At 73.0% G+C, this 23,809-nt stretch carries 17 protein-coding genes and 1 pseudogene; 7 read left to right on the top strand and 11 right to left on the bottom strand.

Annotated elements, in window-relative coordinates:
• Positions 1-586 precede the first annotated feature (586 nt).
• Positions 587-1,189 (top strand): DUF3000 domain-containing protein, encoded by a 603-nt coding sequence (locus tag BJ982_RS21375; RefSeq protein WP_184882715.1) that lies wholly within the window; start codon positions 587-589, stop codon positions 1,187-1,189.
• Positions 1,186-2,457: an HRDC domain-containing protein gene (locus tag BJ982_RS21370; protein WP_239122811.1), complete on the top strand. Its 1,272-nt coding sequence runs from the start codon at positions 1,186-1,188 to the stop codon at positions 2,455-2,457. The genes BJ982_RS21375 and BJ982_RS21370 overlap by 4 nt, the downstream gene beginning before the upstream one ends.
• Here the strand turns inward: BJ982_RS21370 and BJ982_RS21365 are convergent.
• The 3 genes from BJ982_RS21365 to dxs form a co-directional block, all read right to left on the bottom strand.
• Positions 2,411-3,535, bottom strand: coding sequence for a LacI family DNA-binding transcriptional regulator (locus tag BJ982_RS21365; protein ID WP_184882713.1), 1,125 nt, complete (start codon positions 3,533-3,535; stop codon positions 2,411-2,413). The genes BJ982_RS21370 and BJ982_RS21365 overlap by 47 nt on opposite strands.
• A 60-nt stretch (positions 3,536-3,595) precedes the next feature.
• The gene (locus BJ982_RS21360) at positions 3,596-5,062 is read right to left on the bottom strand and encodes an amino acid permease (RefSeq protein ID WP_275411666.1); all 1,467 of its coding nucleotides are present in this window, start codon (positions 5,060-5,062) and stop codon (positions 3,596-3,598) included.
• Positions 5,063-5,224: 162 nt separating this feature from the next.
• Entirely contained in the window at positions 5,225-7,135 is a 1,911-nt protein-coding gene (gene dxs, locus BJ982_RS21355) for a 1-deoxy-D-xylulose-5-phosphate synthase (protein ID WP_184889111.1), read from the bottom strand.
• A gap of 200 nt (positions 7,136-7,335) precedes the next feature.
• On the opposite strand from dxs, the gene BJ982_RS21350 reads away from it, so the two are divergent.
• A complete protein-coding gene (locus BJ982_RS21350) occupies positions 7,336-8,112 on the top strand; it encodes a neutral zinc metallopeptidase (protein WP_184882709.1) in 777 nt (258 codons plus the stop codon).
• A 73-nt stretch (positions 8,113-8,185) separates the two neighbouring features.
• Here BJ982_RS21350 and BJ982_RS21345 read toward each other — a convergent pair whose 3' ends face one another.
• From BJ982_RS21345 to BJ982_RS21335, 3 genes are all read right to left on the bottom strand, one after another.
• Positions 8,186-8,911: a TSUP family transporter gene (locus tag BJ982_RS21345; protein WP_184882706.1), complete on the bottom strand. Its 726-nt coding sequence runs from the start codon at positions 8,909-8,911 to the stop codon at positions 8,186-8,188.
• A 171-nt stretch (positions 8,912-9,082) separates the two neighbouring features.
• A complete protein-coding gene (locus tag BJ982_RS21340; RefSeq protein ID WP_184882704.1) occupies positions 9,083-11,896 on the bottom strand; it encodes an aconitate hydratase in 2,814 nt (937 codons plus the stop codon).
• 209 nt (positions 11,897-12,105) lie between these two features.
• Positions 12,106-12,837, bottom strand: coding sequence for a metal-dependent hydrolase (locus BJ982_RS21335; protein WP_184882703.1), 732 nt, complete (start codon positions 12,835-12,837; stop codon positions 12,106-12,108).
• 545 nt (positions 12,838-13,382) lie between these two features.
• Here BJ982_RS21335 and BJ982_RS21330 point away from each other — a divergent pair.
• From BJ982_RS21330 to BJ982_RS21320, 3 genes are all read left to right on the top strand, one after another.
• A complete protein-coding gene (locus tag BJ982_RS21330) occupies positions 13,383-14,111 on the top strand; it encodes a PadR family transcriptional regulator (protein WP_184882701.1) in 729 nt (242 codons plus the stop codon).
• Positions 14,112-14,117: 6 nt separating this feature from the next.
• Positions 14,118-14,678 carry a DUF1707 SHOCT-like domain-containing protein gene (locus BJ982_RS21325; RefSeq protein ID WP_184882698.1) on the top strand — a complete coding sequence of 187 codons (561 nt, stop codon included), beginning with the start codon at positions 14,118-14,120 and terminating at the stop codon, positions 14,676-14,678.
• A 394-nt stretch (positions 14,679-15,072) separates the two neighbouring features.
• Positions 15,073-15,741: a DUF6879 family protein gene (locus BJ982_RS21320; RefSeq protein ID WP_184882696.1), complete on the top strand. Its 669-nt coding sequence runs from the start codon at positions 15,073-15,075 to the stop codon at positions 15,739-15,741.
• A gap of 7 nt (positions 15,742-15,748) precedes the next feature.
• Here the strand turns inward: BJ982_RS21320 and BJ982_RS21315 are convergent.
• From BJ982_RS21315 to BJ982_RS21305, 3 genes and pseudogenes are all read right to left on the bottom strand, one after another.
• Positions 15,749-18,297: pseudogene (locus BJ982_RS21315) on the bottom strand (polynucleotide kinase-phosphatase).
• Between the two features lie 64 nt (positions 18,298-18,361).
• On the bottom strand, positions 18,362-19,867 hold the full coding sequence (locus BJ982_RS21310) for a 3' terminal RNA ribose 2'-O-methyltransferase Hen1 (RefSeq protein ID WP_184882694.1): 1,506 nt from the start codon (positions 19,865-19,867) through the stop codon (positions 18,362-18,364).
• A 61-nt stretch (positions 19,868-19,928) separates the two neighbouring features.
• Positions 19,929-20,849: an LLM class F420-dependent oxidoreductase gene (locus BJ982_RS21305; protein ID WP_184882692.1), complete on the bottom strand. Its 921-nt coding sequence runs from the start codon at positions 20,847-20,849 to the stop codon at positions 19,929-19,931.
• Positions 20,850-20,934: 85 nt separating this feature from the next.
• Here BJ982_RS21305 and ligD point away from each other — a divergent pair, with 85 nt between their 5' ends.
• The gene (ligD, locus tag BJ982_RS21300; protein WP_184882690.1) at positions 20,935-21,930 is read left to right on the top strand and encodes a non-homologous end-joining DNA ligase; all 996 of its coding nucleotides are present in this window, start codon (positions 20,935-20,937) and stop codon (positions 21,928-21,930) included.
• On the opposite strand, the gene BJ982_RS21295 is transcribed toward ligD, so the two are convergent.
• On the bottom strand, positions 21,890-22,531 hold the full coding sequence (locus BJ982_RS21295) for a TetR/AcrR family transcriptional regulator (protein ID WP_184882688.1): 642 nt from the start codon (positions 22,529-22,531) through the stop codon (positions 21,890-21,892). The two genes, ligD and BJ982_RS21295, sit on opposite strands and share 41 nt — an antisense overlap.
• A gap of 77 nt (positions 22,532-22,608) precedes the next feature.
• Entirely contained in the window at positions 22,609-23,805 is a 1,197-nt protein-coding gene (locus BJ982_RS21290) for a cytochrome P450 (RefSeq protein ID WP_184882686.1), read from the bottom strand.
• Positions 23,806-23,809: the final 4 nt, after the last annotated feature.

The following is a 23,809-nucleotide window of genomic DNA, read 5'->3' as shown; positions in this document are numbered from 1 at the left end:
TCTGGTTCGATGGCCCGCTCGTGGCCCGCGGCGGAGGGCAGGCCTCGTCAACCCGCTCCCAGGCGCGGGTACAGTACGTCTCACGAGAGGTCCGTGATCATGTCGCGGCTGGTTCAAATGTTCGTCAAATCACCGCGCGGCGTCGATTCGGTGACCACTTTCGGGACACGCCGAGCGCGTTGCGGGGAAATGTCGCCGTGACGTGTCAACGTCGGACCAGCCTCGAGTTCACGGACAAGGCCCGCGGGGGAGCGCCGGCCAGGCGGCGCCCAGTCCTGTCCGCGCGAACTCTCGATCTTGGGATCCGACGAAAGGCCCGGCGATGACCGCGATGTGGAGTTCCTCCGAGCACCGCACTGTGCGCGGAGAACACGTGGAACGCGGAGTACGGGGAGATCGCGCGAAACGTGGACGGCGTCACGACCGGCCCACGTGGCCGGGCCGCCGCCCCGGGCACGACGAACGCCACATCCGGGGCTGTGCGGAGCGTGGTGGCGCCCCGGTGACCAGGGCTTGATCACCGCCGATGTTTTCCGTGCATACCCCCCTGTTCCCGGCACCGCCCGTTCCGGCCTACGCTGCCATCATGACCATCGGTGACGCGCCGCCGGCCCCCGCAGCGTTCAGGCGGGCCCTCGCGAGCCTGCGTCCCGCCCAGGTCAGGCCCGAGATCGAGCTGGAGGACATCCCCGCGCCGCAGCGGCTGGCCCCCTATTCCGGCGCGGTCGGCGGGTCGGTCTACCGCGGCGACGACGAGCTCGCCGTCGGCCGGCTGATCATGCTGTTCGACCCCGACGGCCAGCGCGGCTGGGACGGCCCGTTCCGCCTCGTCGCCTACGTACGCGCCGACATGGAGCCGGAGATCACCTCCGACCCGATGCTCGGTCCCGTGGCGTGGAGCTGGCTGACCGAGTCCCTCGAATCCCACGGGGCCGGGTACGCCGCGGCCGGCGGCACCGTGACCCGCGCCGTGTCCGAGGGCTTCGGCGACAAGGCCGCCGATCCGGTCACCACCGAGCTGGAGCTGCGCGCGTCGTGGTCCCCCCTGGAGGAGGACCTCTCGGCCCACGTCGCGGCCTGGTGTGACCTGATGTGCCTCGCGGCGGGCATCCCACCCCTGCCACCTGACGTCGCGGCCCTCCCGCCGCGGTCCGCGCGTCGAGAAGACCCGGAGCCCTTCAGGACGTGACCGACGACGAACTCATCCCCGCATCCGAGGTAGTGCCGCTTCTGGAACCCCGTGAGGGCATCCCGCCGGTCATCGAGGACGCCGCCGCGCTCGCGGCGGCCGTCCGCGCGTTCGCGGACGGCACCGGCCCGGTGGCCGTGGACGCCGAGCGCGCCTCCGGCTACCGCTACAGCGGCCGGGCCTACCTGGTGCAGCTACGCCGCGCCGGGGCGGGCAGCGTGCTCATCGACCCGACCGCCTGCCCCGACCTCTCCGAGCTCGACGCGGTCCTCGCCGACGCCGAGATCGTCCTGCACGCCGCCACGCAGGACCTGGCCTGCCTGGCCGAGCTGGGCTTCGTCCCGCGCGCGCTCTTCGACACCGAGCTGGCCGGGCGGCTGCTCGGCTACGAGCGGGTGGGGCTCGGCACGATGGTCGAGAACGTCCTCGGCCTGCGCCTGGAGAAGGGGCACTCGGCCGCCGACTGGTCGCAGCGCCCCCTGCCCGAGGACTGGCTCCGCTACGCCGTGCTCGACGTCGAGGTGCTCGTCGAGCTGCGCGACAAACTGCACGAGGAGCTCGCCGCCGCCGGCAAGCTGGCCTGGGCCGAGGAGGAGTTCGCCGCCATCCTGGCCACTCCCCCGTCGCCGCCGCGCACCGACCCCTGGCGGCGGACCTCCGGCATCCACCGGGTGCGCAACCTGCGCGGGCTGGCCGTGGTGCGCGAGCTGTGGACGCTGCGCGACGAGCTGGCCCGCACCGCCGACCTCGCCCCCGGGCGCGTCCTGCCGGACTCGGCGATCGTCGCGGCGGCCCTGGAGCAGCCGCGCACGACCAAGGCGCTGACCGAGATCGCCCCGTTCACCGGGCGCAGCGCGCGGCGCCATCTGCGCGAGTGGCTGAACGCCGTCGGACGGGCGCGGGCGCTGCCGGAGTCACAGCTCCCCCAGCCCACCGGGCCAGGTGACGGCCCGCCGCCGGCCAACCGCTGGGCCGACCGCGACCCGGCCGCGGCCAAGCGCCTGGCCGCCGCCCGCGCCGCGGTGGCCGCGCTCGCCGACGCCCACCGCATGCCCACGGAGAACCTGCTCCAGCCGGAGACGATCCGCCGCCTGACCTGGGAGCCGCCGGCCGACCTCGGCGACGAGGGGGTGTCGGCCCGGCTGCGGGAGCTCGGGGCCCGCGAGTGGCAGATCGCGCTGACCGCGCACCCGCTGTCCAAGGCGCTGGTGCGGCTCGTCGTCAAGAGTGAGGTGGACGAGCCCCCGGCGACGCCGCTGACCGGTTAGCGGGCACCGCGGCGGGCGCGGAGGGCACAGAGGACGCGGGCGGCACAGGGGGCGCGGACGGAACCGAGGGCGTCCGGGCCAGGGGCCTGACGCTGTCGCGCAGCACGACCTCGCCGGTGACGCGCTCGTGCCGGGGCACGCCTTCGCCGCTGAGGGCCAGGTCGAGCGCCATCGCGCCCATCCGCGCCAGCGGCAGCCGCACGGTGGCGAGGGACGGCACGGGGTCGCGTATGGAGCTGGTGCCGTCGAACCCCGCCAGGGAGAGATCGCGCGGCACCCGGACGCCGTGCTCGCGCAGCCCGGCCAGCGCCCCGGTCGCCATGAGGTCGTTCACGGCGAACACGCAGGTGACGTCGTGGTCCATGGCGATGAGCCGGCAGGCGGCGTCACGGCCGCCGTCCCGGTCGAAGTCGCCGTGCACCAGGAGCGGGGGCGGCAGGCCGAGGTCGGCGAGCGCTTCGACGAACCCCTGGGTCCTGTCGATCGCGGTCAGGAGGACGGGCGGGCCGGCGAGCACGGCGAACCGGCGGTGGCCGAGGCCCGCCAGCGCCACCGCCAGGTCATAGGCGCCCTCGCGGTTCCTCGGCGCCACGGTGTCGGTGCCGAGGACGTCCTGCCCAATGACCGCGACCCGTCCCCCGGCGGAGCGGTACACGTCCAGCTCGGCGCGCTGCCGCCGCAGCACGGCCTCGTCGGCGACGCGGGACCCGGCCAGGAGCACCACCCGGGCGCGCTGGGCGTGCAGGGTGGCCACCAGCGCGATCTCGCGCTCCGGGTCGCGGTAGGTGGTGCCCAGGGTGGTGACCATCCCGTGCCGGTCGGCCGCGCGGATGGCGCCGTCGGCGATGACCGCGAAGTAGGGGTCGATGAGGTCCTGGATGACCAGGCCGACGACGTTGCTGGCGCCGCGCGCCAGAGTCTGCGCGGTGGCGTCCACGCGGTAGCCGAGCCGGGCGGCCGCGGACTCGACCCTGCGCCGCAGGTCCGCCCCCACGTGGCGGCTGCTGCCGTTCAGGACCCGCGAGGCGGTGGCGAGCGAGACTCCCGCGTGCTTGGCGACGTCTTCGAGCGTGGTCATGGCGGCCTCCCGGTGCCGTGCCGTACACCCCCATACGCACGGTAACCGATGCGTCGCGCGCTACTTGACGGCCACCCGTGATCCCCGCTCGACGCGGCTGTGCCGCCGGCCGTAGAACAGGTAGACGGCGACGCCGATGACCATCCAGATCAGGAAGCGCAGCCAGGTCTCGGCCGGCAGGTTCAGCATCAGGTACAGGCAGGCCAGCACCGAGAGGATCGGCACCAGCGGGACGAGCGGCGTGCGGAACGCGCGGGGCAGGTCGGGGCGGGTGCGGCGCAGGATGACGACGCCCACCGAGACCAGGATGAACGCGAACAGCGTGCCGATGTTGACCAGCTCGGCCAGGGCCGAGAGGGGGATGAACCCGGCCAGCAGCGCGGTCACGCCCCCGATGATGACCGTGATGAGGTACGGCGTGCCGAACCGGGGGTGGACGGCGGCGAGGTTGCGGGGCAGCAGGTTGTCGCGGCTCATCGCGAAGAACACGCGGCTCTGCCCGAGCATGAGGATCATCACGACCGTCGTCAGCCCGGCCAGCGCGCCCACGCTGATGATGCCCGCGAGCCAGTCCTGCCCGGCGACGCGGAACGCCCCGGCCAGCGGGGCCGAGCGGCTGAGCCGGTCGTAGGGCTGCATGCCGACGACGACCAGGGAGACCGCGACGTACAGGAAGGTGCAGATGGCGAGGGAGGCGATGATGCCGATGGGCAGGTCGCGCTGGGGCCTCTTGGTCTCCTCGGCCGCGGTGGCGACGACGTCGAACCCGATGAAGGCGAAGAAGACGATGGCCGCGCCGGAGAAGATGCCGAAGACGCCGTAGGCGGCGGGGGTGAGCCCGAAGAGCGACTGGATCAGCGGCGCCTTGAGCCCTTCGACGGCCGGGGTGGGCTGCGCGGGCGGGACGAACGGGGTGTAGTTGGCGCTCTTGATGAAGAACAGCCCGGCCACGATGACCAGGAGGATGACCGCGACCTTGATCGTGACGACGGTGAGGTTGAGCCGGGAGGACAGCTTGATGCCCGCCACCAGGACGCCGGTGAGGATGAGCACGATCGCCACGGCGGGCACGTTGAAGGTGGCGTGGTCGCCGGCCAGCGAGGGGGGCAGGTCGATGCCGAGGCTCGCCATCAGCTCGGCGAAGTACCCCGACCAGCCGACCGCCACGACCGCGCCGCCGAGTGCCATCTCCAGCATCAGGTCCCACCCGACGATCCACGCCGGGAACTCGCCCAGGGTGGCGTAGGAGAACGTGTACGCCGAGCCGGCCACCGGCACCGTGGAGGCGAACTCGGCGTAGCACAGGGCCGCGAGCCCGCAGACGACGGCGGCGATGACGAAGGACACCGCGACCGCGGGCCCGGAGGTGTCCCGGGCGACCTGCCCGGTCAGGACGAAGATGCCGGTGCCGACGATGACCCCGACCCCGAACACCGTCAGATCGAGGGCGCTCAGGCTGCGCCGCAGACGGTGCTCGGGCGCCTCGGTGTCCTCGATCGACCGCTCGATCGATTTCGTGCGGAACATCGACCCAAGTACAGACATCGGCACGCCCCTGATCGCCGTTGACCACGTGGTACGCCTTCGCAAGAAAAGCGCAGGTCATGCCTACCCCGCGACCGGTCGAACATTCCTTCCCGATTCGGCCGGGCGGCGGCGCGGCGCCTGGACGGGGGCGCGCGGGGCCGGTCAGGAGGCGGGGTGGTCCTCCAGGACGGGGGCGCCGCGCGTGACGGCCTCGGTGATCCGGCGGGCCAGGTCCTGGCCGGTGAGACCCAGCTCGGAGAGGATCTTGGCGCGCTTGGCGTGGCCGAGGAAGCGCTGCGCGACGCCGAACGTGCGCACCGGGACGTCGACCTCGGAGTCCCTGAGCAGGCGGGCCACCGCGTCGCCGACGCCGCCGACGCGGCCGTTGTCCTCGACGACCGCGACGAGCCGGGCGGCGGCCGCGGCGCCGACCAGGGCCGGGTCGAGCGGCTTGACCCAGCGGGGGTCGACCACGGTGGCGGAGATGCCGTGCGCGTCCAGCAGCGCGGCGGCGTCCAGGCAGATCGACGCCATGGGGCCCACGGCCACCAGCAGCACGTCGGCGGGCTCGCCGCCGCGCAGGACGTCCATCGAGCCGAGACGGCCCACGGCGGGGATGTCGGCGCCGACGGCGCCCTTGGGAAACCGCAGGACGGTCGGCCCGTCCTCGACCGCGACGGCCTCGCCGAGCAGCTCGCGCAGGCGGGCGGCGTCGCGGGGCGCGGCGACCGACAGGCCGGGGACGACCTGGAGGATGGACAGGTCCCACATGCCGTTGTGGCTGGCGCCGTCGTCGCCGGTGACGCCCGCGCGGTCGAGCACGACGGTGACGGGCAGGCGGTGCAGCGCGACGTCCATGAGGAGCTGGTCGAAGGCGCGGTTGAGGAAGGTGGCGTAGACGGCGACCACCGGGTGCAGGCCGCCGAGGGCCAGCCCGGCCGCGCTGGTGAGGGCGTGCTGCTCGGCGATGCCGACGTCGTAGGTGCGGTCGGGGTACGCCTCGGCGAACCCGGCCAGGCCGGTGGGGTGCAGCATGGCGGCGGTGATGGCCACCAGGTCGGGCCGCTCGGCGCCGAGCCGGACCAGTTCCTGGCCGAAGACGTTGGTCCAGCCGTGCGGGCGGGGCTGCTCCTCGCCGGTCAGCGGGTCGAACGGCTGCGGGGAGTGGAAGCAGTCCTCGTCGTGGTTCTCGGCGGGCGAGTAGCCGTACCCCTTGGTGGTCAGGACGTGGACGATGACGGGGCCGCGGAAGTCGCGGGCCCGGCGCAGCGCGGCCTCGACGGCCTGCTCGTCGTGGCCGTCGATGGGGCCGACGTACTTGAGGCCGAGGTCCTCGAACATCACCTGGGGCGCCAGGACGTCCTTGAGGCCCTTCTTGACCCCGTGCAGCGTGTCGTACAGCGGGGTGCCGACGACGGGGACGCGGCCGAGGTTGTGCTTGACGAACTCCAGCATGTGCTCGTAGTTCTGCGTCATGCGCAGGGACGCCAGGTGGGAGGCGAGGCCGCCGATCGTCGGGGAGTAGGACCTGCCGTTGTCGTTGACGACGATCACCAGCGGGAGGTCGGGGTCCTTGGCGTGGCCGGCGATGTTGTTGAGGGCCTCCCAGGCCATGCCGCCGGTGAGCGCGCCGTCGCCGATGACCGCGACGACCGTGCGCCCGGTCTCGCCGCGCAGTTTGTACGCCTTGGCGAGGCCGTCGGCGTAGGACAGGGCCGTGGAGGCGTGGGAGTTCTCGATGACGTCGTGCTCGGACTCGGCCTGGCTCGGGTAGCCGGACAGGCCGCCCTCCTGGCGGAGGGTGTCGAAGTCGGCGGCGCGGCCGGTGAGCATCTTGTGGACGTACGCCTGGTGGCCGGTGTCCCACAGGATGCGGTCGCGCGGGGAGTCGAACACGCGGTGCAGGGCGATGGTGAGCTCGACGACACCGAGGTTCGGGCCGAGGTGGCCGCCGGTGCGCGAGGTCGTGGCGACGAGGAGGTCGCGGATCTGGGCGGCCAGGGCGGGCAGCTCGCCGGGCGGCAGGCGCTTGAGGTCGCCGGGGCCCTTCACCGACGCCAAAAGGTCGGGCACGCCCTCGCCAGAACCGCTGACCCGCTGGCTCCGCTCGCTCACGGAATCATCTCCTCCGCCTGTTCGCCGTTCGCCGAGTCTATTTGCCCAAGGATCCCACCCCTGCGCCGCTCCCGTTGGACCCTCACAAAACCTCCATGAGTTATCCACATTAGATGGGTTTTACGAGGTGTGGGCGTGTCGAGTACCCTCAGCGGGTCATGCGAAAGCTCTCCCTCGCCATCCTTTTAACCCTGGTCGCGACCCTGGCACTGCAGGGACGTTCCTGGGCTTACCCGATCAAGAACGCCCCCATCCTCACCCGCAACGCGCTGTACGCCTCGGGCCCTCTCGGCCGGGTGTCCTGCCCGGAGCCGCCGGTGGAGGCGGGCGACGTCGCCTCGGTCAAGAACTATCTGGTCCCGCTGGTGAGGTGCCTCGACACCGTGTGGGCCGCCCAGTTCAAGAAGGCCCGTCTCCCCTTCGTGAAACCCGGTGTGAGGTTCCTCACCAAGCCGCAACGGGCGTGCGGCCGCAAGTGGGGCAAGAACATCCAGGCCATTTACTGCAATCCCACGCGGCAGATCGTGTTCCTGCTGGACAAGAGCATCGTGGACGACCCCGGTGACCTGTTCCTGATGGACGTGATCGCCCACGAGTACGGCCACCACGTCCAGAACCTCGCCGGCATGTGGAAGGCCTACGACCGGCTGCCCGGTCGCGGCGAGAACGAGTACCTGGAGCAGACCCGCCGGCACGAGCTGCAGGCCGAGTGCCTCGCGGGCGCCTTCATCGGCGCGGTCTGGCCCTCGCTCGACCGCACGGCCGAGGACTGGAACGACCTCGTGGCGGCCGACCGGCGCAGCGGCGACGAGATCGCCGACGTGCGCGACCACGGCAAGGGCCGCAACATCGCCAACTGGCTGAGCCGCGGCTACAAGGCGACGGCGCCGTCCGCGTGCAACACCTGGATCGCCGGCTCCGCGATGGTGGCCTGACCCCGTCTCCACGGCGCGCGCCCCGGCGGCGCCGTGGACGGCCCGGGACCCCACCCGGACCGGTGCGTCCTGCTCAGCCCGTCAGGCTGCGCGTGATCAGCACGAAGGCCGAGGCCGTGGCCACGAGGAGGATGCCCGCGCGGATGCGCCCGCCGTCCAGGAAGCGCCGCAGCGGCCCGGAGACGGCGTATCCGGCCACCAGGAAGGGGATGAGCAGGGCGCCCGCGGCGAGCGCCCTGAGGGGCAGCTTCCCGACCGCGGCGAGGATCGCCAGCGACTGCGTCGCCGCGAGGAAGAAGTACATCGCGAGCGTCGCCCGGATCCTCGGGCCCTTGTCGTGCTGGTAGACGATCGCGACCGGGGGCCCGCCGATGCCGGTGGCCGTGCCGGTGATCCCCGAGAGCAGACCGGCGGCGGCGAGCGTGGCCCTGTTGCGGGGGACGGCCACCGCGGCCGCGGTGACCGCCACCGCGGCCAGCACCATCACCCCGACCAGCACGCCGAGGACCTGGCCGCTGACGTACACGACGACGAGCCCGCCGAGCACGCCGCCGGGGAGCCTGCCGAGCAGCGCGAAGCCGAGGCCGCGCCAGTCGATCGCGCGCCACTCCGCGAGGAGCGTGAGCAGCGGCAGCACGGCGTTGACCACCTGCACGGCCGCGGGCATGACCGTGGGGTCGAGGACGGTGACGACCGGCGCGGCGAGCAGCCCCAGGCCGAACCCGACCCCTCCTTGGACCACCGCCCCGGCGAACACCACGCACCCGGCGATCAGTAACGCGAGAAGATCATGAGTCATGGGCCTCAACCTAGGCGCGGGCCCACCACCTGCCGCAACACGTTAAAAGGCCCGTCCCCGCACGGGACGGGCCGGGGTCGACCGGCCCGGCGGACGGGTGTGCCGCGCGGGCCGGTCCTCATCGGAGTCTCGTGACCCCCGAGGGCGGGGCCGCGGCCCCGCCTGCCCTGCTCAGCTCTTGGCCAGCAGGGAGCGCAGGACGTACTGCATGATGCCGCCGTGGCGGTAGTAGTCGGCCTCGCCGGGCGTGTCGATGCGCACGACCGCCTGGAACTCCTTGTCGCCGGCCCTGACCGTCACCGTGGCCGGGGTCGTGCCCGCGTTGAGCTCCTCGACGCCGGTGATGTCGAAGGTCTCCTCGCCGGTCAGCCCGAGCGAGGCGGCGCTCTGGCCCTCGGGGAACTGCAGCGGCAGCACGCCCATGCCGATGAGGTTGGAGCGGTGGATGCGCTCGTAGGACTCGGCGATCACCGCGCGCACGCCGAGCAGGGCCGTGCCCTTGGCCGCCCAGTCGCGCGAGGAGCCCGAGCCGTACTCCTTGCCCGCCAGCACCACCAGCGGGAGGCCGGCCGCCTGGTAGTTCACCGAGGCGTCGTAGATCGTGGAGACCGGGCCGCCGTCCTGGGTGAAGTCGCGGGTGAAGCCGCCCTCGGTGCCCGGCGCGATCTGGTTGCGCAGGCGGATGTTGGCGAACGTGCCCCGGATCATGACCTCGTGGTTGCCGCGGCGCGACCCGTAGGAGTTGAAGTCCTTGAGCGCGACGCCGTTCTCCTTCAGGTAACGGCCCGCGGGCGAGTCGGCCTTGATCGAGCCCGCCGGGGAGATGTGGTCGGTCGTCACCGAGTCGCCGAGCAGGGCCAGCACGCGGGCGCCCGCGATGTCGGTGACCGGCTCCGGCTCGCTCGGCATCCCGTCGAAGTACGGCGCCTTGCGGACGTAGGTCGAGGCCGGGTCCCACTCGAAGGTGTCGCCGGTCGGGACCGGCAGCGACCGCCAGGTCTCGTCGCCGGTGAACACGTCGGCGTAGTCCCGCTTGAACATGTCCTCGCCGATCGAGGAGTTGACGACCTCGGCGACCTCCTCCGGGGAGGGCCAGATGTCCTTGAGGTACACCGGCGCGCCGTCGGCGCCCGTGCCCAGGGGCTCGGTGTTCAGGTCCAGGTCCATCGTGCCCGCGAGGGCGTAGGCGACGACCAGCGGCGGCGAGGCCAGGTAGTTCATCTTGACGTCGGGGTTGATCCGGCCCTCGAAGTTGCGGTTGCCGGACAGCACCGCCGTCACGGCGAGGTCGCCGGACTGGACCGCCTCGGAGATCTCCTCCGGCAGGGGGCCGGAGTTGCCGATGCAGGTCGTGCAGCCGTAGCCGACGAGGTTGAACCCGAGCTTGTCGAGGTAGGGCGTGAGCCCGGCGCGCTCCAGGTAGCCGGTGACGACCTGCGACCCCGGAGCCAGCGAGGTCTTCACCCACGGCCTGCGGGTCAGCCCCTTGTCGACGGCGTTCCTGGCGAGCAGGGCGGCGCCGATCATGACGTAGGGGTTGGAGGTGTTGGTGCAGGAGGTGATCGCGGCGATCACCACGGCGCCGTGGTCGATCTCGAAGGAGGTGCCGTCGGCGAGGGTGACCGGGGTGGGCTTGCGGGGGCGGCCCGCGACCGCCTCGGCGCCCGCGGCGGGGGCGGCGGCCGGCCGGTCCCCCTTGTCGTGCCCGTCGGCCTGGGCGTTGGAGGCCGGTGAGTCGGACGCGGGGAAGGACTCCTTGCCCTCCTCGTCCACGAGGTCGTATTCCGGGTCGTAGTCCGGCACGAAGACCCGCACGTCGTGCCGCCAGGTCCGCTTGGCGGCGTCCAGCGCGATGCGGTCCTGCGGGCGCTTGGGGCCGGCGATGGACGGCACGACGGTGGACAGGTCCAGCTCGATGTACTCGGAGAAGTCCGGCTCGCTGGAGGGGTCGTGCCACAGGCCCTGGGCCTTGGCGTACGCCTCGACCAGCGCGACCTGCTCGTCGCTGCGGCCGGTGAGCTTGAGGTACTTGATCGTCTCGCCGTCGATCGGGAAGATCGCGCAGGTGGAGCCGAACTCGGGGCTCATGTTGCCGATCGTGGCCCGGTTGGCCAGCGGGACGGCCGCGACGCCCTCGCCGTAGAACTCGACGAACTTGCCGACCACGCCGTGGTGCCGGAGCATCTCGGTGATGCGCAGGACCAGGTCGGTGGCGGTCGCGCCGGGGGGCAGCTCGCCGGTGAGCTTGAAGCCGACCACGCGCGGGATCAGCATGGAGATCGGCTGGCCGAGCATGGCGGCCTCGGCCTCGATGCCGCCGACGCCCCAGCCGAGCACGCCGACGCCGTTCTCCATGGTGGTGTGGCTGTCGGTGCCGACGCAGGTGTCGGGGTACGCCTTGCCGTCGCGGACCATCACGACGCGGGCCAGGTGCTCGATGTTGACCTGGTGGACGATGCCGGTGCCGGGCGGGACGACCTTGAACTCGTCGAAGGCGGTCTGGCCCCAGCGCAGGAACTGGTAGCGCTCGCGGTTGCGCTCGTACTCGCGCTCCACGTTGCGCTGGAAGGAGTCCGGGCCGCCGAAGAAGTCGACGATGACCGAGTGGTCGATGACCATCTCGGCGGGGGCCAGGGGGTTGATCCTGGCCGGGTCGCCGCCGAGGTCGCGCACGGCCTCGCGCATCGTGGCCAGGTCGACCACGCAGGGCACGCCGGTGAAGTCCTGCATGATCACGCGGGCCGGGGTGAACTGGATCTCCACGCTGGGCGCGGCCTTCGGATCCCACGCGCCGAGCGCGCGGATGTGCTCGCCGGTGATGTTGGCGCCGTCCTCGGTGCGGAGCAGGTTCTCCAGGAGGATCTTCAAGCTGTACGGGAGGCGCGCCGACCCCTCCACGGCGTCCAGCCGGTAGATCTCGTACTCCGCGTCACCGACACGGAGTGTGTCACGGCTGCCGAAGCTGTTCGCGGACGTTGCGGGCACGGGGACTCGCCTCCTTGTTCCACTCATCGCCACTGAAGATGATGGGTCACGCAGCTGAATGCCGGGTTCGCCCCATAGATCCTGCCGCACCGGTCGACCACCGCTGGCAGTTAGGTAGACCTAACCTGCACCCCCGGCGGCACGATGTCTCGATATCAAGATATCGGGTCATGTATCTCGACATCAAGTTACCCCCGGCGGGAGGGGCCTCAGGCCGCCGCGGGCATGAGCCGCAGGGCGAACAGGCCGATCACGACCACCGACAGCACCGGCCCGAGGATCTTCACCTCGAACTTCCTGCCCGTCTTGATGCCGATCTTCCATGGCAGCAGCCAGCGGTGCCGCAGCGGCCACAGGACGGGGCAGCCCCGCTCGGTCAGGCAGTCGCCCACCACGTGGGCCAGGCATCCGATCGCGACGGCGAGCCCGAGCCAGTAGTAGTCCAGGCCGCGGGACTGGAAGAAGACGAACGTCGCGGCCGTCAGCGCGATGTTCACCAATGCCGAGGTGATGGTCTTGCCGGGGATGCCGACGCCGACGGCCCGGATCGCCAGGCCGATCATCAGGACCACCACGATGTCGCGCCCGATGGGATAGCGGTCGGCGAGGAAGTGCGTGCCCACCCCGGCCACGATCGCGAACGCCAGCGAGTGGGTCGCGTGGCGGTGGCCCCCGCTGGCCCAGTTGACCACCTTGCTGAGCACCCACGTCGCGGGCCCGAAGGTCTGGGCGATCGTGGCGTGCGGGTGGTCGAGGTCGGGCAGCATGGCGGCGCCCGCGCAGATCAGCGCGCCGGCGATCAGCTCGCCCGGGGACAGCACCCCGGAGACCATGGGGGCGAGCTCCGCCAGGGGTCCGCCCATTCCGGGAAGCGCGGCGAGCCCCGGCGCGGCGAGAAGCCAGGCCGCGGCCCCGCTCAGCGCGTGCGTATGCCCCATCATGCGTAGATCACGATCGGGGACCTTACGGCAAAATCCCTGCCATACGCGGGAAGTTTGCCATCAACGAACCGGCGTGTCGCTTGCCCCGGAGGCAGAAAAGGGTGGCCTACGACGGGTTACGGACAGGTGATGCCCGCGTTACGGGACGGTACGTCGGGGAAGTAAGGGGAAGAGCCCAGGAAAAGGCAGACGGGCCGTTCCGCTCCAAGAGCACCCCCCAGCCCTCTCAAAGCAGAACGGACCCGTCGATAGCTGCTAACGCTCGGATCCCGCGGTCTGTTCCCGCATTTTCGTGATCTGCGTCACTCATTTTTGGACCGTGCCTAGCTGGGCATTGACCATGCCCTGAAGGTGCCCCGAATAACGCGGACCAGACGGGGGCGAATCCCCGGCCGCCACGGGGCTCTCGCCATCGGGGGCGCCTGGACCGCTCGCGTCGGCGGCCCGCACCTTCCCTCGTCCATGGGTTGTTCTGAGAACGGTAACGATATATCGTTGAGGCATCGAGAGCGATCGATGGTCGATCGCTCGGACTGGGGGAAGACATGTCATACGCATACGCGGGGCGAGGCCCCTTGCCCGACCCGCGCCTGATCGGGGGCGCCGCCGTGGCCGCCCTGCGCGCCGCCGCCTCGGGCTGGGAACACGGGCACCACCACGGCCCGCACGACCACGGCCACGACGAGCGCCGGGACCGCCGCGACCGGGGGCGCCGCGGTCCCGGCCCGTGGGACTTCGGGCGCGGCTTCGGCGGCCCCGGCTTCCCGTTCGGCGGGGGGCGCGGGCCGTTCGGCGGCTTCGGCCGCGGCGGGCGCAAGGCCAAGCGCGGCGACGTGCGGGCCGCGATCCTGGCGCTGCTCAGCGAGGAGCCCCGCAACGGCTACCAGATCATCCAGGAGATCGCCCAGCGCAGCCAGGGCGGGTGGAAGCCCAGCCCCGGCGCGGTGTACCCGGCGCTGCAGCAGCTCACCGACGAGGGCCTGGTGCGGGCGGAGGAGACCGACGGCCGCAAGACCTTCCAGCTCACCCCCGCCGGGCAGGAGTACGTCACCGAGCATCCGGAAGAGGTGCGGGCCCCGTGGGAGGAGATGACGCCCGACGTCGACGACACCGTGTACGAATTGTTCGATCTGTCCCGCCAGGCCGCCGCGGCGCTGTTCCAGATCGCGCAGACTGGAAGCGAAGGGCAGATCGGGCAGGCCAAGCAGGTCCTGGCCCAGACCCGGCGCAAGCTCTACCAGATCCTGGCCGACGGCGACACCTCGGAGGAGTGATCCTCGATGACCTCGCGGGACGATCTGCGGATCGGCGACGCGGAACGCGACGAGGTGATGGCCGCCCTGCGGGAGCACTTCGCGCAGGGCCGCCTCACCCATGACGAGCTGAGCGAACGACTCGACACCGTGCTCGCCGCCCGGACGGCCGGCGACCTGCGCCGGGTGACGGCCGACCTGCCCGGCCCCGCGCCCGCGCGCGCCGAGCACGGCCGGCGTGGCCCCTGGGGGCCTCCCCCGCCGTGGGCGCGCTGGGAGCACCCGGGCCACCCCGGCCGCGGGCCCCACGCGGGTCCCGCGCCGTGGGCCGGCCCGGCGTGGACCGGCGACCTCGCCGCGCACCACGCCATGCGGGCCGCCCGGCGCGCCCGTGCCCGGCGCCACCACGGCGGTCCCCCGGCGTTCCTGATCATTCTGGCGGTCGTGCTGATCGTCTCGCTGGTCTCCGGCTCGCTGTGGGTGATGTTCGGCGTGCTGAAGGTGCTCTTCCTGGTGTGGCTGGTGTTCGCCCTGCTGGGCGTGGCGCACCGCCTCCACCACCACGGCCGTCCCGGCCGCCGCTTCTGACCGCCGCCGCGGGGTGAGCTCACCCGGCCGGACGGGCCCACGCCCGTCCGGCCATCAGGCGTGTCCGGGGAGCGTTCCGGACCGGCCGTCCGGGGGCATCGGTGGCCCTGCGTCGCCGCGCCGTCGAGTCCCGCCGGGATTTGGGCCTTGACGCTCCATGTCAGCCGTCCCATGATCGGCCTGTTTTCTGAAGACCGTTGTCATTCCCGGGTTTCGTCGCGGACGGGTCCGGGCATGGTGGCGCACGTTCTTCCCGCGATGTCCCGGTAACCCGAGTGAATTCGAGCGATCGCCGAGCACCCCACAGCACTCCACAGCACCTCCCCGTACCTCTCGCCACAGCTCCGCGGCGAGGCGCCGCGCGGAGTCCGCACCCAACGACGAGGAGCCGCCCATGATCCCGAGCACCGACGACCGCCTTGACCATCGCGCGCGCGAGGCATCCAAGGTGTCCGAGGTCTTCGAGCGGGCGCGCGCGGCGGAGGCGGCGGTCCTGCCCCCCGAGGTCTACGGCCCGGAGTTCCGCGCCGCCTACGAGAGCGCCGAGGGCGTGGTGTGGAAGCTCGAACGCCTCCAGCACTTCTACGAGCCCTACGAGCCGTCCTGGGTGGCCATGTCCGAGGGCGACTGGGAACGTTCCCTGCGGCTGATCGGCGAGATGCGCGGCTCCCTGCCCGCCGACTACGAGGGCTACGCGGAGTTCCGGCGCGCCCGGGTCGTCGAGCGCCCCCTGACCCCCTACATGCAGTGGGAACTGCACGTCCTGGCGGCGCGCGCCGACGCCGGCGAGCGTCCCCGCGTCGTGCCCGCCTCGGCCGTGCGCCCCTACGAACGGTCGGGGCCGGTGCCCGAGCTGCTGATCCTCTCCCCCGGCCTGATGTACGAGGTGCTGTACGACGCCACGGGCGCCCACCTCGGCGGGCGCCGCGTCACCGACCCCGACGTGATCGCCCCCTGCCTGGCCGTCCTGACGGACCTCTACGAGCAGGGCGAGGAGCTGCGGGCGTACGTCCGCCGCGAGGTGGCCGTGGACCCGGCCCCGGCCGCGCGGTCCGGGGCCTGAGCGGCGGTCACAGGCGCGGGTCCACGGGCTCGGACTCCAGGGCGAGCACCGCGAAGACGGGCTCGTGGACCCGCCACAGCGGCTCGCCCTCGGCCAGCCGCGCCAGGGCCTCCAGCCCGAGGGCGTGCTCGCGCAGCGCCAGCGACCGCTTCTTGCCGAGGAACCTGCCCCGCAGCGCCTCGACCGCGTCGGTGTAGTCGGGCCCGTAGATGATGCGCAGGTATTCACGCCCGCGCACCTTGACGCCCGGCTGGACGCGCCCGGCGGCCGGGTGGACCGGCTTGACGACCATGCCCTCGCCGCCCGCCGCGGTGAGCCCCTCCCACCACTCGGCCGCCGCGGCGCATGACCGCTCGTCGCCCGGCGAGACGAAGACGTGCCGCGTCGGGGCGATGAGCGGGGAGTCCAGGCGGGCCAGCGTCTCCAGGTGCCAGGAGTGCGGCTCCTCGGCCGCGGTCGCCCGTCCCTCCACGGCCAGGATCTGGAACGGCGCCAGCCGGATGCCCGCCAGGCCCGACACCGGCGCGCAGTACCGCGCGTAGGCGTCGCGGAACAGCGCGGCGTTGGCGGCGCGCCGCCGTGCCCGGCCGAGCGGCCCGGCCACGTCCAGGCCGCGCGCGGCCGCCGCCTCCAGCAGCCGCACCGCCTCGGGCATGGCGGCCCCCGCCGCCGCGCCGACCGAGGCGTACTGCGCGCGGATCAGCCCCTCGGCCTTGGCCGACCAGGGAAGCAGCTCGCAGTCCAGCACGATCCAGTCGGTGCGCAGGTGGTCCCACAGTCCCGCGTCGGAGACCGCCGCCCGCAGCCCCGCGACGAGCTCGCCGGTCAGCTCCGGGTCGTCGAAGAAGGGACGGCCGGTGCGGGTGTGCACGGTCCCGCAGGCGCCGCCGGTCACGCCGAAGCGCGCCTCCGCCGCCTCGGGCGTGCGGGCGAGCACGGCGACCGCCCGCGAGCCCATGTGCTTCTCCTCGCACACGACCTCGGCGACCCCGGCGGCGGCGAACTCGGCGAACGCCTCGGCGGGGTGCTCCAGGTACCCGTCGAGCCGGGACGTCTCGGGCGGGGCCATGGTCGGCGGCAGGTAGACCAGCCAGCGCGGGTCCACGGCGAACCTGCTCATGATCTCCAGCGCGGCGGCCGCGTTCTCCTCGCGGATCTTGACCTTGCCGCCGGAGCGCGTCTCGACGTACCGGGTGCCCTGGACGTCGCCGATCGCCAGCACGCCGGGGTCGCGCCGCAGGGGAGCGGCGAGCGGCCGGGTGGGCTCGTACCAGACCCGCTCGGCGGGCACCGAGACCACCTCGCGGCCCGGGTAGCGCAGCGCGGTGAGCTTGCCCCCGAAGACGCAGCCGGTGTCCACGCACAGGGTGTTGTTCACCCACTCCGGCTCGGGCACCGGCGTGTGGCCGTACACGACCATCGCCCGGCCCCGGTAGTCCGTCGCCCACGGGTAGCGGACCGGCAGGCCGTACTCGTCGGTCTCCCCCGTCGTGTCGCCGTACAGGGCGAAGGAGCGCACCCGGCCCGAGGCGCGGCCGTGGTAGGCCTCCTTCAGCCCGGCGTGGGCGACCACGAGCCGGCCCCCGTCGAGCTGGTAGTGGCTGATCAGCCCCTCCATGAACGCGGTGGCCTCGCGGCGGAACTCCTCCGGCTCGGCGGCGAGCTGCTCCAGGGACACCTCCAGGCCGTGAGTGATCGACACCTTGCGGCCCTTGAGCGCGCGGGTCAGCTTCTGCTCGTGGTTGCCGGACACGCACAGCGCCGTCCCGGCGGCGACCATGCCCATCACCAGCCGCAGCACGCCCGGCGAGTCGGGGCCCCTGTCCACGAGGTCGCCGACGAAGACCGCCGTCCTGCCCTCTGGGTGGGAGGCGCCGACCGGGCGGCCGGCCGCGTCGCGGCGCAGCTCCCAGCCGAGCGTGGTGAGCAGGGTCTCCAGCTCGGCACGGCAGCCGTGGACGTCGCCGACGATGTCGAAGGGGCCGGTCAGCTCGCGCCGGTCGGTCCACGCCTTCTCGTAGGCGATGGTGGCCGTGTCGATGGCTCGCCCCTGAGGACGTGGACGCGGCGGAAACCGTCTCTGGACATCTTGGGCAGGGAGCGGCGCAGGTCCTTGCGCTGCCGGACGATGACGTGGGCGCCGAAGTCCCGGTCGGGGCGCAGCGCGTTGCGTGCCACGGCGACCTCCTCGGGGACGTCGAGGACGATCGCGTCGGCGAGCACGTCGTGGCTCCTGGCCAGCTCGACCAGCTTCTTGCGCGCCTCCCACTGGACGTTGGTGGCGTCCACGACGGTGAGCAGGCCGCGGCGCAGGCGGGTGGCGACGATGTAGTTCAGGACGTCGAAGGCGTCCGGCGTCGCGGCCTGGTCGTTCTCGTCGTCGGCGACCAGGCCGCGGCAGAAGTCGGAGGAGACGACCTGGGTGGGCAGGAAGTGCTTGCGCGCGAACGTCGACTTGCCGCTGCCGGAGACGCCCACCAGCACGACCAGCGACAGCGCGGGCACGCCGATCTCGGTGACGCCCTGCCTGGCGGGCTCCTCCACGAGCTCCTCCAGGGGCTCGGCCGCGCCCACGTCCCGGGGCTCCGTCGCGGGCTCCGTCGCCGGCTCGGTCACGGGGTCAGTCACGGGTGAACACTCCCATCTGGGTCGGCGGGCCGAGCTCGGGGTCCTCCTCGCCGACCGGCCGGTACGCGACGCGGTAGCCGTGCTCGGCGCAGACCCGCCCGGCCCAGCCGGCGAACTCCGCGCGGGTCCACTCGAAGCGGTGGTCGGGGTGCCGCATGCCGGTGAGGAACTCGTAGCGCGCGTTGTACTCGCGGTTCGGCGTGGTGACGATCACCGTGCGGGGCCGGGCCACGCCGAACACGACGCGTTCGAGCGCGGGCAGTCGCGGCGGGTCGACGTGTTCGACGACCTCCATCAGCACCGCGGCGTCGTACCCGGCGAACCGGGCGTCGGTGTAGGTCAGCGCGCCCTGGAAGAGGGTGAGGCGGCCGCGGCGGGCCTCGGGCATGCGGTCGAGCCTCAGGCGGCGCGCGGCCAGGGCCAGCGCCCGCGCCGAGACGTCGGCGCCGGTGACCCGGGTCAGCGCGGGGTTCTTGAGCAGCTCGCCGACCAGCCGTCCCGAGCCGCATCCGAGGTCGATGACCGAGCCGGCCCCGGTCTCGGCCAGCGCGGCGAGCACGGCGTCGACGCGCAGCAGGTTGAGCGGACGCGCCCCGGACCGTGCCCCGGCCCCCTCCGCGTCCCCCGCGGCCTCCCCGGCCTCCCCGGGCTCTGCGGCAGGCTCTCCCGCCGGATCGGCGCCGGACTCCCCGGCGGGCTCGGCGGTGTCGGCCGCGGGCTCCTCCTCGACGGGGGGCTCCAGGTCCTCCTCGACGTCGTCGCCGACCTCCGCCAGGCGGGCGAACGCGGCGTGCGCCAGGCCGCTGCGGCGGCCCAGGTAGCGGCGGGTGATGCGCCCGCGCTCGGGGTGGGAGGCCAGCCAGCCCTCCCCCGCGCGGATCAGCTTGTCGACCTCGTCGGGGGCGATCCAGTAGTGCTTGGCGTCGTCCAGCACCGGCAGCAGGACGTACAGGTGGTTGAGCGCGTCGGCCAGCCGGACCGCGCCGGTGAGGACCAGGCGCACGTAGCGGGAGTCGCCCCAGGCGGGGAACCGCTCGTCCAGGGGGATCGGCGTGGCCTCGACCCGCCAGCCGAGCGGCTCGAACAGCAGGCCGGCCAGGTCGGCGCCGCCCCGGCAGGGCAGCACGGGCACGGTGATCGTCAGGTCGATCGGGCCCGCGGCCAGTTCCGGCCGCGCCTTGCAGATGCCGGCGCGCGCCGTCCTGAAGACGTCGGCGAGCGCCACCGCGAGCATGGACGAGGCGGCGTACGGCCGGTCGTTGACGTACTGGCCGAGGCTGAAGTCGGGCGAGGACGCGGCGCCGCGCGAGCGGGCCAGGCGCACCGCGTCGACCTCCAGCATGAGCGCCGCGGTGCACCGGCCGGCGGTGGCCTCGGGGTAGAAGACGCGGGCGACCCCGAAGGACTGGTCGAAGTCCTGGACGCGGCCGGGATGCTTGTGCAGCAGGAAGCCGAGGTCGGTGGCCGGCTGGGTGGTCGTCGAGATGGCGAGCAGCACGTCGCCCGATTTTTCCCTATCCCGATCACACCGGCCACCGGATTCCCGCAGGCCGTGGAACTCAGAGGTGCGGGAGGACCTCCGCGGCGATCAGCTCCAGGTGGTCCAGGTCGGACAGGTCGAGGACCTGCAGGTAGACCCGCTCGGCCCCGGCCTTGGCGAACGCGCCGAGCTTGTCGAGCACCTCCTGCGGCGTGCCGGTGAGGCCGTTGCGGCGCAGCTCGGGCACCTCGCGGCCGATGGCGGCGGCCCTGCGGGCGACCTCGGCCTCGTCCGCGCCGACGCACACGACCTGCGCGGCCGACAGCACGATCGGCTCGCGGCCCGCCGCCTCGACGGCGTCGCGGACCCGGCCGAACGCGGCGGCGGTGTCGTCGACGAGGTTGAACGGCACGTTGTACTCGTCGGCGAACCTGGCGGCGATGCGCGGGGTGCGCTTGGCGCCGGTGCCGCCGATGATCACCGGCGGGCGGGGCCGCTGCGCGGGCTTGGGCAGCGCCGGGGAGTCCACCAGGCGGTAGTAGGCGCCCTCGAACGAGTAGGTGGCGCCCGGCTCGGTGGTCCACAGGCCGGTGATGATCTCCAGCTGCTCCTCGAAGCGGGCGAAGCGCTCGGCGAGCGGCGGGAAGGGAATGCCGTAGGCCTTGTGCTCGGCGTCGAACCAGCCGGTGCCGAAGCCGAACTCCACCCGGCCGCCGCTCATCCGGTCCACCTGGGCGACGCTGATCGCGAGCGGGCCCGGCAGGCGGAACGTGGCCGCCGTGACGAGGGTGCCGAGACGGATGGTGCTGGTCTCACGGGCGAGGGCTCCGAGCGTCACCCACGAGTCGGTCGGCCCCGGTTCGGGGTCGCCGCCCATGTTCAGGTAGTGGTCGGAGCGGAAGAAGGCGTCGAACCCGAGCCGTTCGGCCGCCTGGGCCACGCGGAGCTGGTCCTCGTAGGTGGCGCCCTGCTGGGGTTCGGTGAAGATCCTCAATCTCATACGGCCCATTATCCCGACATCGCATGATCGGCTCTTGAGGCGCCAGGGGTTCGTACTCGACGGTACAACGGGTAGGAAAACGCCCATGGGGGGACTTCCTACCTACTCCCCGATGCTCGCCCAGCCCGGACCGCTGCCCGCGCCCGCCGTGGACGAGCAGTGGGGACACGAGATGAAGTGGGACGGCGTGCGCGCGCTCGCGTACGTCGAGAACGCCGCGCTCCGGCTGGTCTCGCGCAACGGCAGGAACGTCACCACCGCCTACCCCGAGCTGTACCCGCTGGCGGGCGCGGTCGGCCGCCGCGACGTCGTCCTCGACGGGGAGATCGTCGCCTTCGACGAGGCGGGACGGCCGAGCTTCTCGGCGCTGCAGCCCCGGATGCACCAGCGCGACCCGGCGCGCGTCCGCCACCTCGTCGCCACGGTCCCCGTGACGTTCATGCTGTTCGACGTGCTGCACGTCGGCGCCGACCCCGCGATCGGCCTGCCGTACGTGGAACGCAGGGCCCTGCTGGAGGACATCGTGTCGGCGGGCGCGCGCTGGCAGGTGCCCGCCTGGTTCCACGACGACGGCGTGCACGCCCTCGGCCTCAGCAGGCGGCTCGGCATGGAGGGCATCGTCTCCAAGCGCCTGAGCTCCCCCTACCGTCCCGGCAGGCGCTCGCCCGAGTGGACCAAGGTCAAGAACTTCCGGGCGCAGGAGGTGGTCGTCGGCGGCTGGACCCCCGGCAAGGGCCGCCGCGCCGCCACGATCGGCTCGCTGCTGCTCGGCGTCCACGACAGTGGGCGGCTGGTCTACGCGGGCAACGTCGGCACCGGGTTCACCGAGGAGACGCTGCGCGAGCTGCTGGAGGTCCTCGGGCCGCTGGAGAGGGACACCTCGCCCTTCGACGACGAGGTGCCGCGCGAGCAGGCCAGAGAGGCGCACTGGGCGGAACCGGCGCTGGTCGGCGAGGTGCAGTACGCCGAGTGGACCCCTGACCGCCGGCTGCGCCACCCCTCCTGGCGCGGGCTGCGCGACGACGTCGCGCCCGCGCAGGTCACCCGCGAGGATCCCGGGCCGCCCCAGATGGCGGGCTGACCCCGCTGCCGGGCTTCACGAGCGCGGCGAGGGCGGGCAAGGGCTCGGCGGAGGGACGCGTCCCGGCGAGCAGCAGCGCCAGGTAGCGGCGCGCGTCGGCGCGGCCCGGCTCCCCGGGACGCGTGGCCGCCAGCGCCATGACCACGATCGCGGCCAGGTCCCTGACCACGAGGTCCGCGCGAATCTGGCCGCGCCGCTGCGCGCCCGCCAGCACCTCGGCGAGCGGGCCGAGACACCGCTCCGCGAGGTCGACCGTGAACGCGCCCGACTCCCGCGCGGCGGCCAGCAGGGTGTGGTGGGCGGCCAGCGCGTCCACGGCGGCGGCCAGCGCGGCGTCCAGGCCGTGCCGGGGGTCGGCGTCCTCGCCGGCCGCGCGGGCCAGCGGCTCGACCTTCTCGGCGAGGTAGGCGAGGAAGGCGGCGCGCACCACGCCGTGGCGGTCGCCGAAGCGGCGGTAGACGGTCGCGACGCCGACCCCGGCGCACCGGGCGATCTCCTCCAGCGGCGCCGCCGGGCCGATCCGGCGCAGGACCGCGATGGCGGCGCGGACGATCTTGTCGGTGTTGCGCAGCGCGTCCGCCCGGCTTCCCTGACCTTGCACAGGGCGGACGCTAGCAGCATTCACGTTCCCGCCGCCGGGCCCGCGCGGGCGGAGCGCCCGTCATCCGGGCCCGCCGCCTACCAGGTCACCGGCAGCGAGTTCAGCCCGTACACGAAGTGGGACGAGCGGAACCCGGCGCCCGCGCCGGCCTCCTTCAGCGCGGGGAAGCGGCTCAGCAGGGCGGGGAAGGCGATGCGCAGCTCCATGCGGGCCAGAGGGGCGCCCAGGCAGTGGTGGACGCCGTGCCCGAACGCGACGTGCCCGGGGCCGTCACGGCCGAGGTCCAGCCGGTCGGCGTCCTCGCCGAGCACAGGGTCGCGGTTGGCCGCGGACAGCGCGACGATCACCAGCTCGCCCTCCGGGATGCGCCGGCCGGCCACCTCGACGTCGGTGGTGGTGACCTTCGCCGTGCCGAAGTGGACGACCGACAGCCAGCGCAGCAGCTCCTCCACCGCGGCGTCGGCGCGCCCGGGCTCGCGCCGGAGCGACTCCATCTGGTCCGGGTGGCGCAGCAGCGCCAGCGTGCCGAGCGAGAGCATGTTGGCGGTGGTCTCGTGCCCCGCGATCAGCAGGAAATTCCCGACGCCGACCAGCTCGTCGGTGGTCAGCTCGTCGCCGTGCTCGCGGACCAGCATGCCCAGCAGGTCCTCACCGGGCTCGGCGCGGGTGCGGGCGATGAGGTCGGTCATGTACGCGTGACCCTCCCGCTGCAGGGCGACGCGCTCCTCGATGGGGACCGCCAGGTCGAGCATGCGGCCGGTGCGCCGCTGGAACTCGTCCCTGTCGCCCTCCGGCACGCCCAGCAGCTCGCAGATCACCAGGGACGGCACCGGCAGCGCGAAACCGGTGACCAGGTCGGCGGGCGGGCCGGTGCGCTCCAGGGCGTCCAGCCGGCCGGCCACGATGGCGCGGACGCGCGGCTCCAGCGCGCGCATCCGGTGCATGGTGAACTCCGGCGTCAGGAAGCGGCGCAGCCGGGTGTGCTCGGGCGGGTCCAGCACGAGCAGGTTGCCCGCCTGCAGGCGCGCGATCTCCTCCTCGGTCATCTCGGGCATGCCCGGCGGGCGGAACCTGGCCTGCCGGGTGTTGGTGAACCGCACGTGATCGCCGAGGACCGCGCGGACGTCGGCGTACCGCGTGACCAGCCATGCCTCCATGCCGAAGAGCATGGGCACCTTGGCCACGCCTTCCCCCTCCCGCAGGGCCGCCACCTCGGGAACGGGGTCGAACCCGTCCCTGCGCATGTGGAGCGGCAACGTCACCGGTTCGCTCATGTCG

The organism is Sphaerisporangium siamense (genome assembly GCF_014205275.1).
Classification (GTDB): domain Bacteria; phylum Actinomycetota; class Actinomycetes; order Streptosporangiales; family Streptosporangiaceae; genus Sphaerisporangium; species Sphaerisporangium siamense.
The sequence above is the reverse complement of the archived record's forward strand: the minus strand, read 5'-3'. Positions and strand labels throughout refer to the sequence as shown.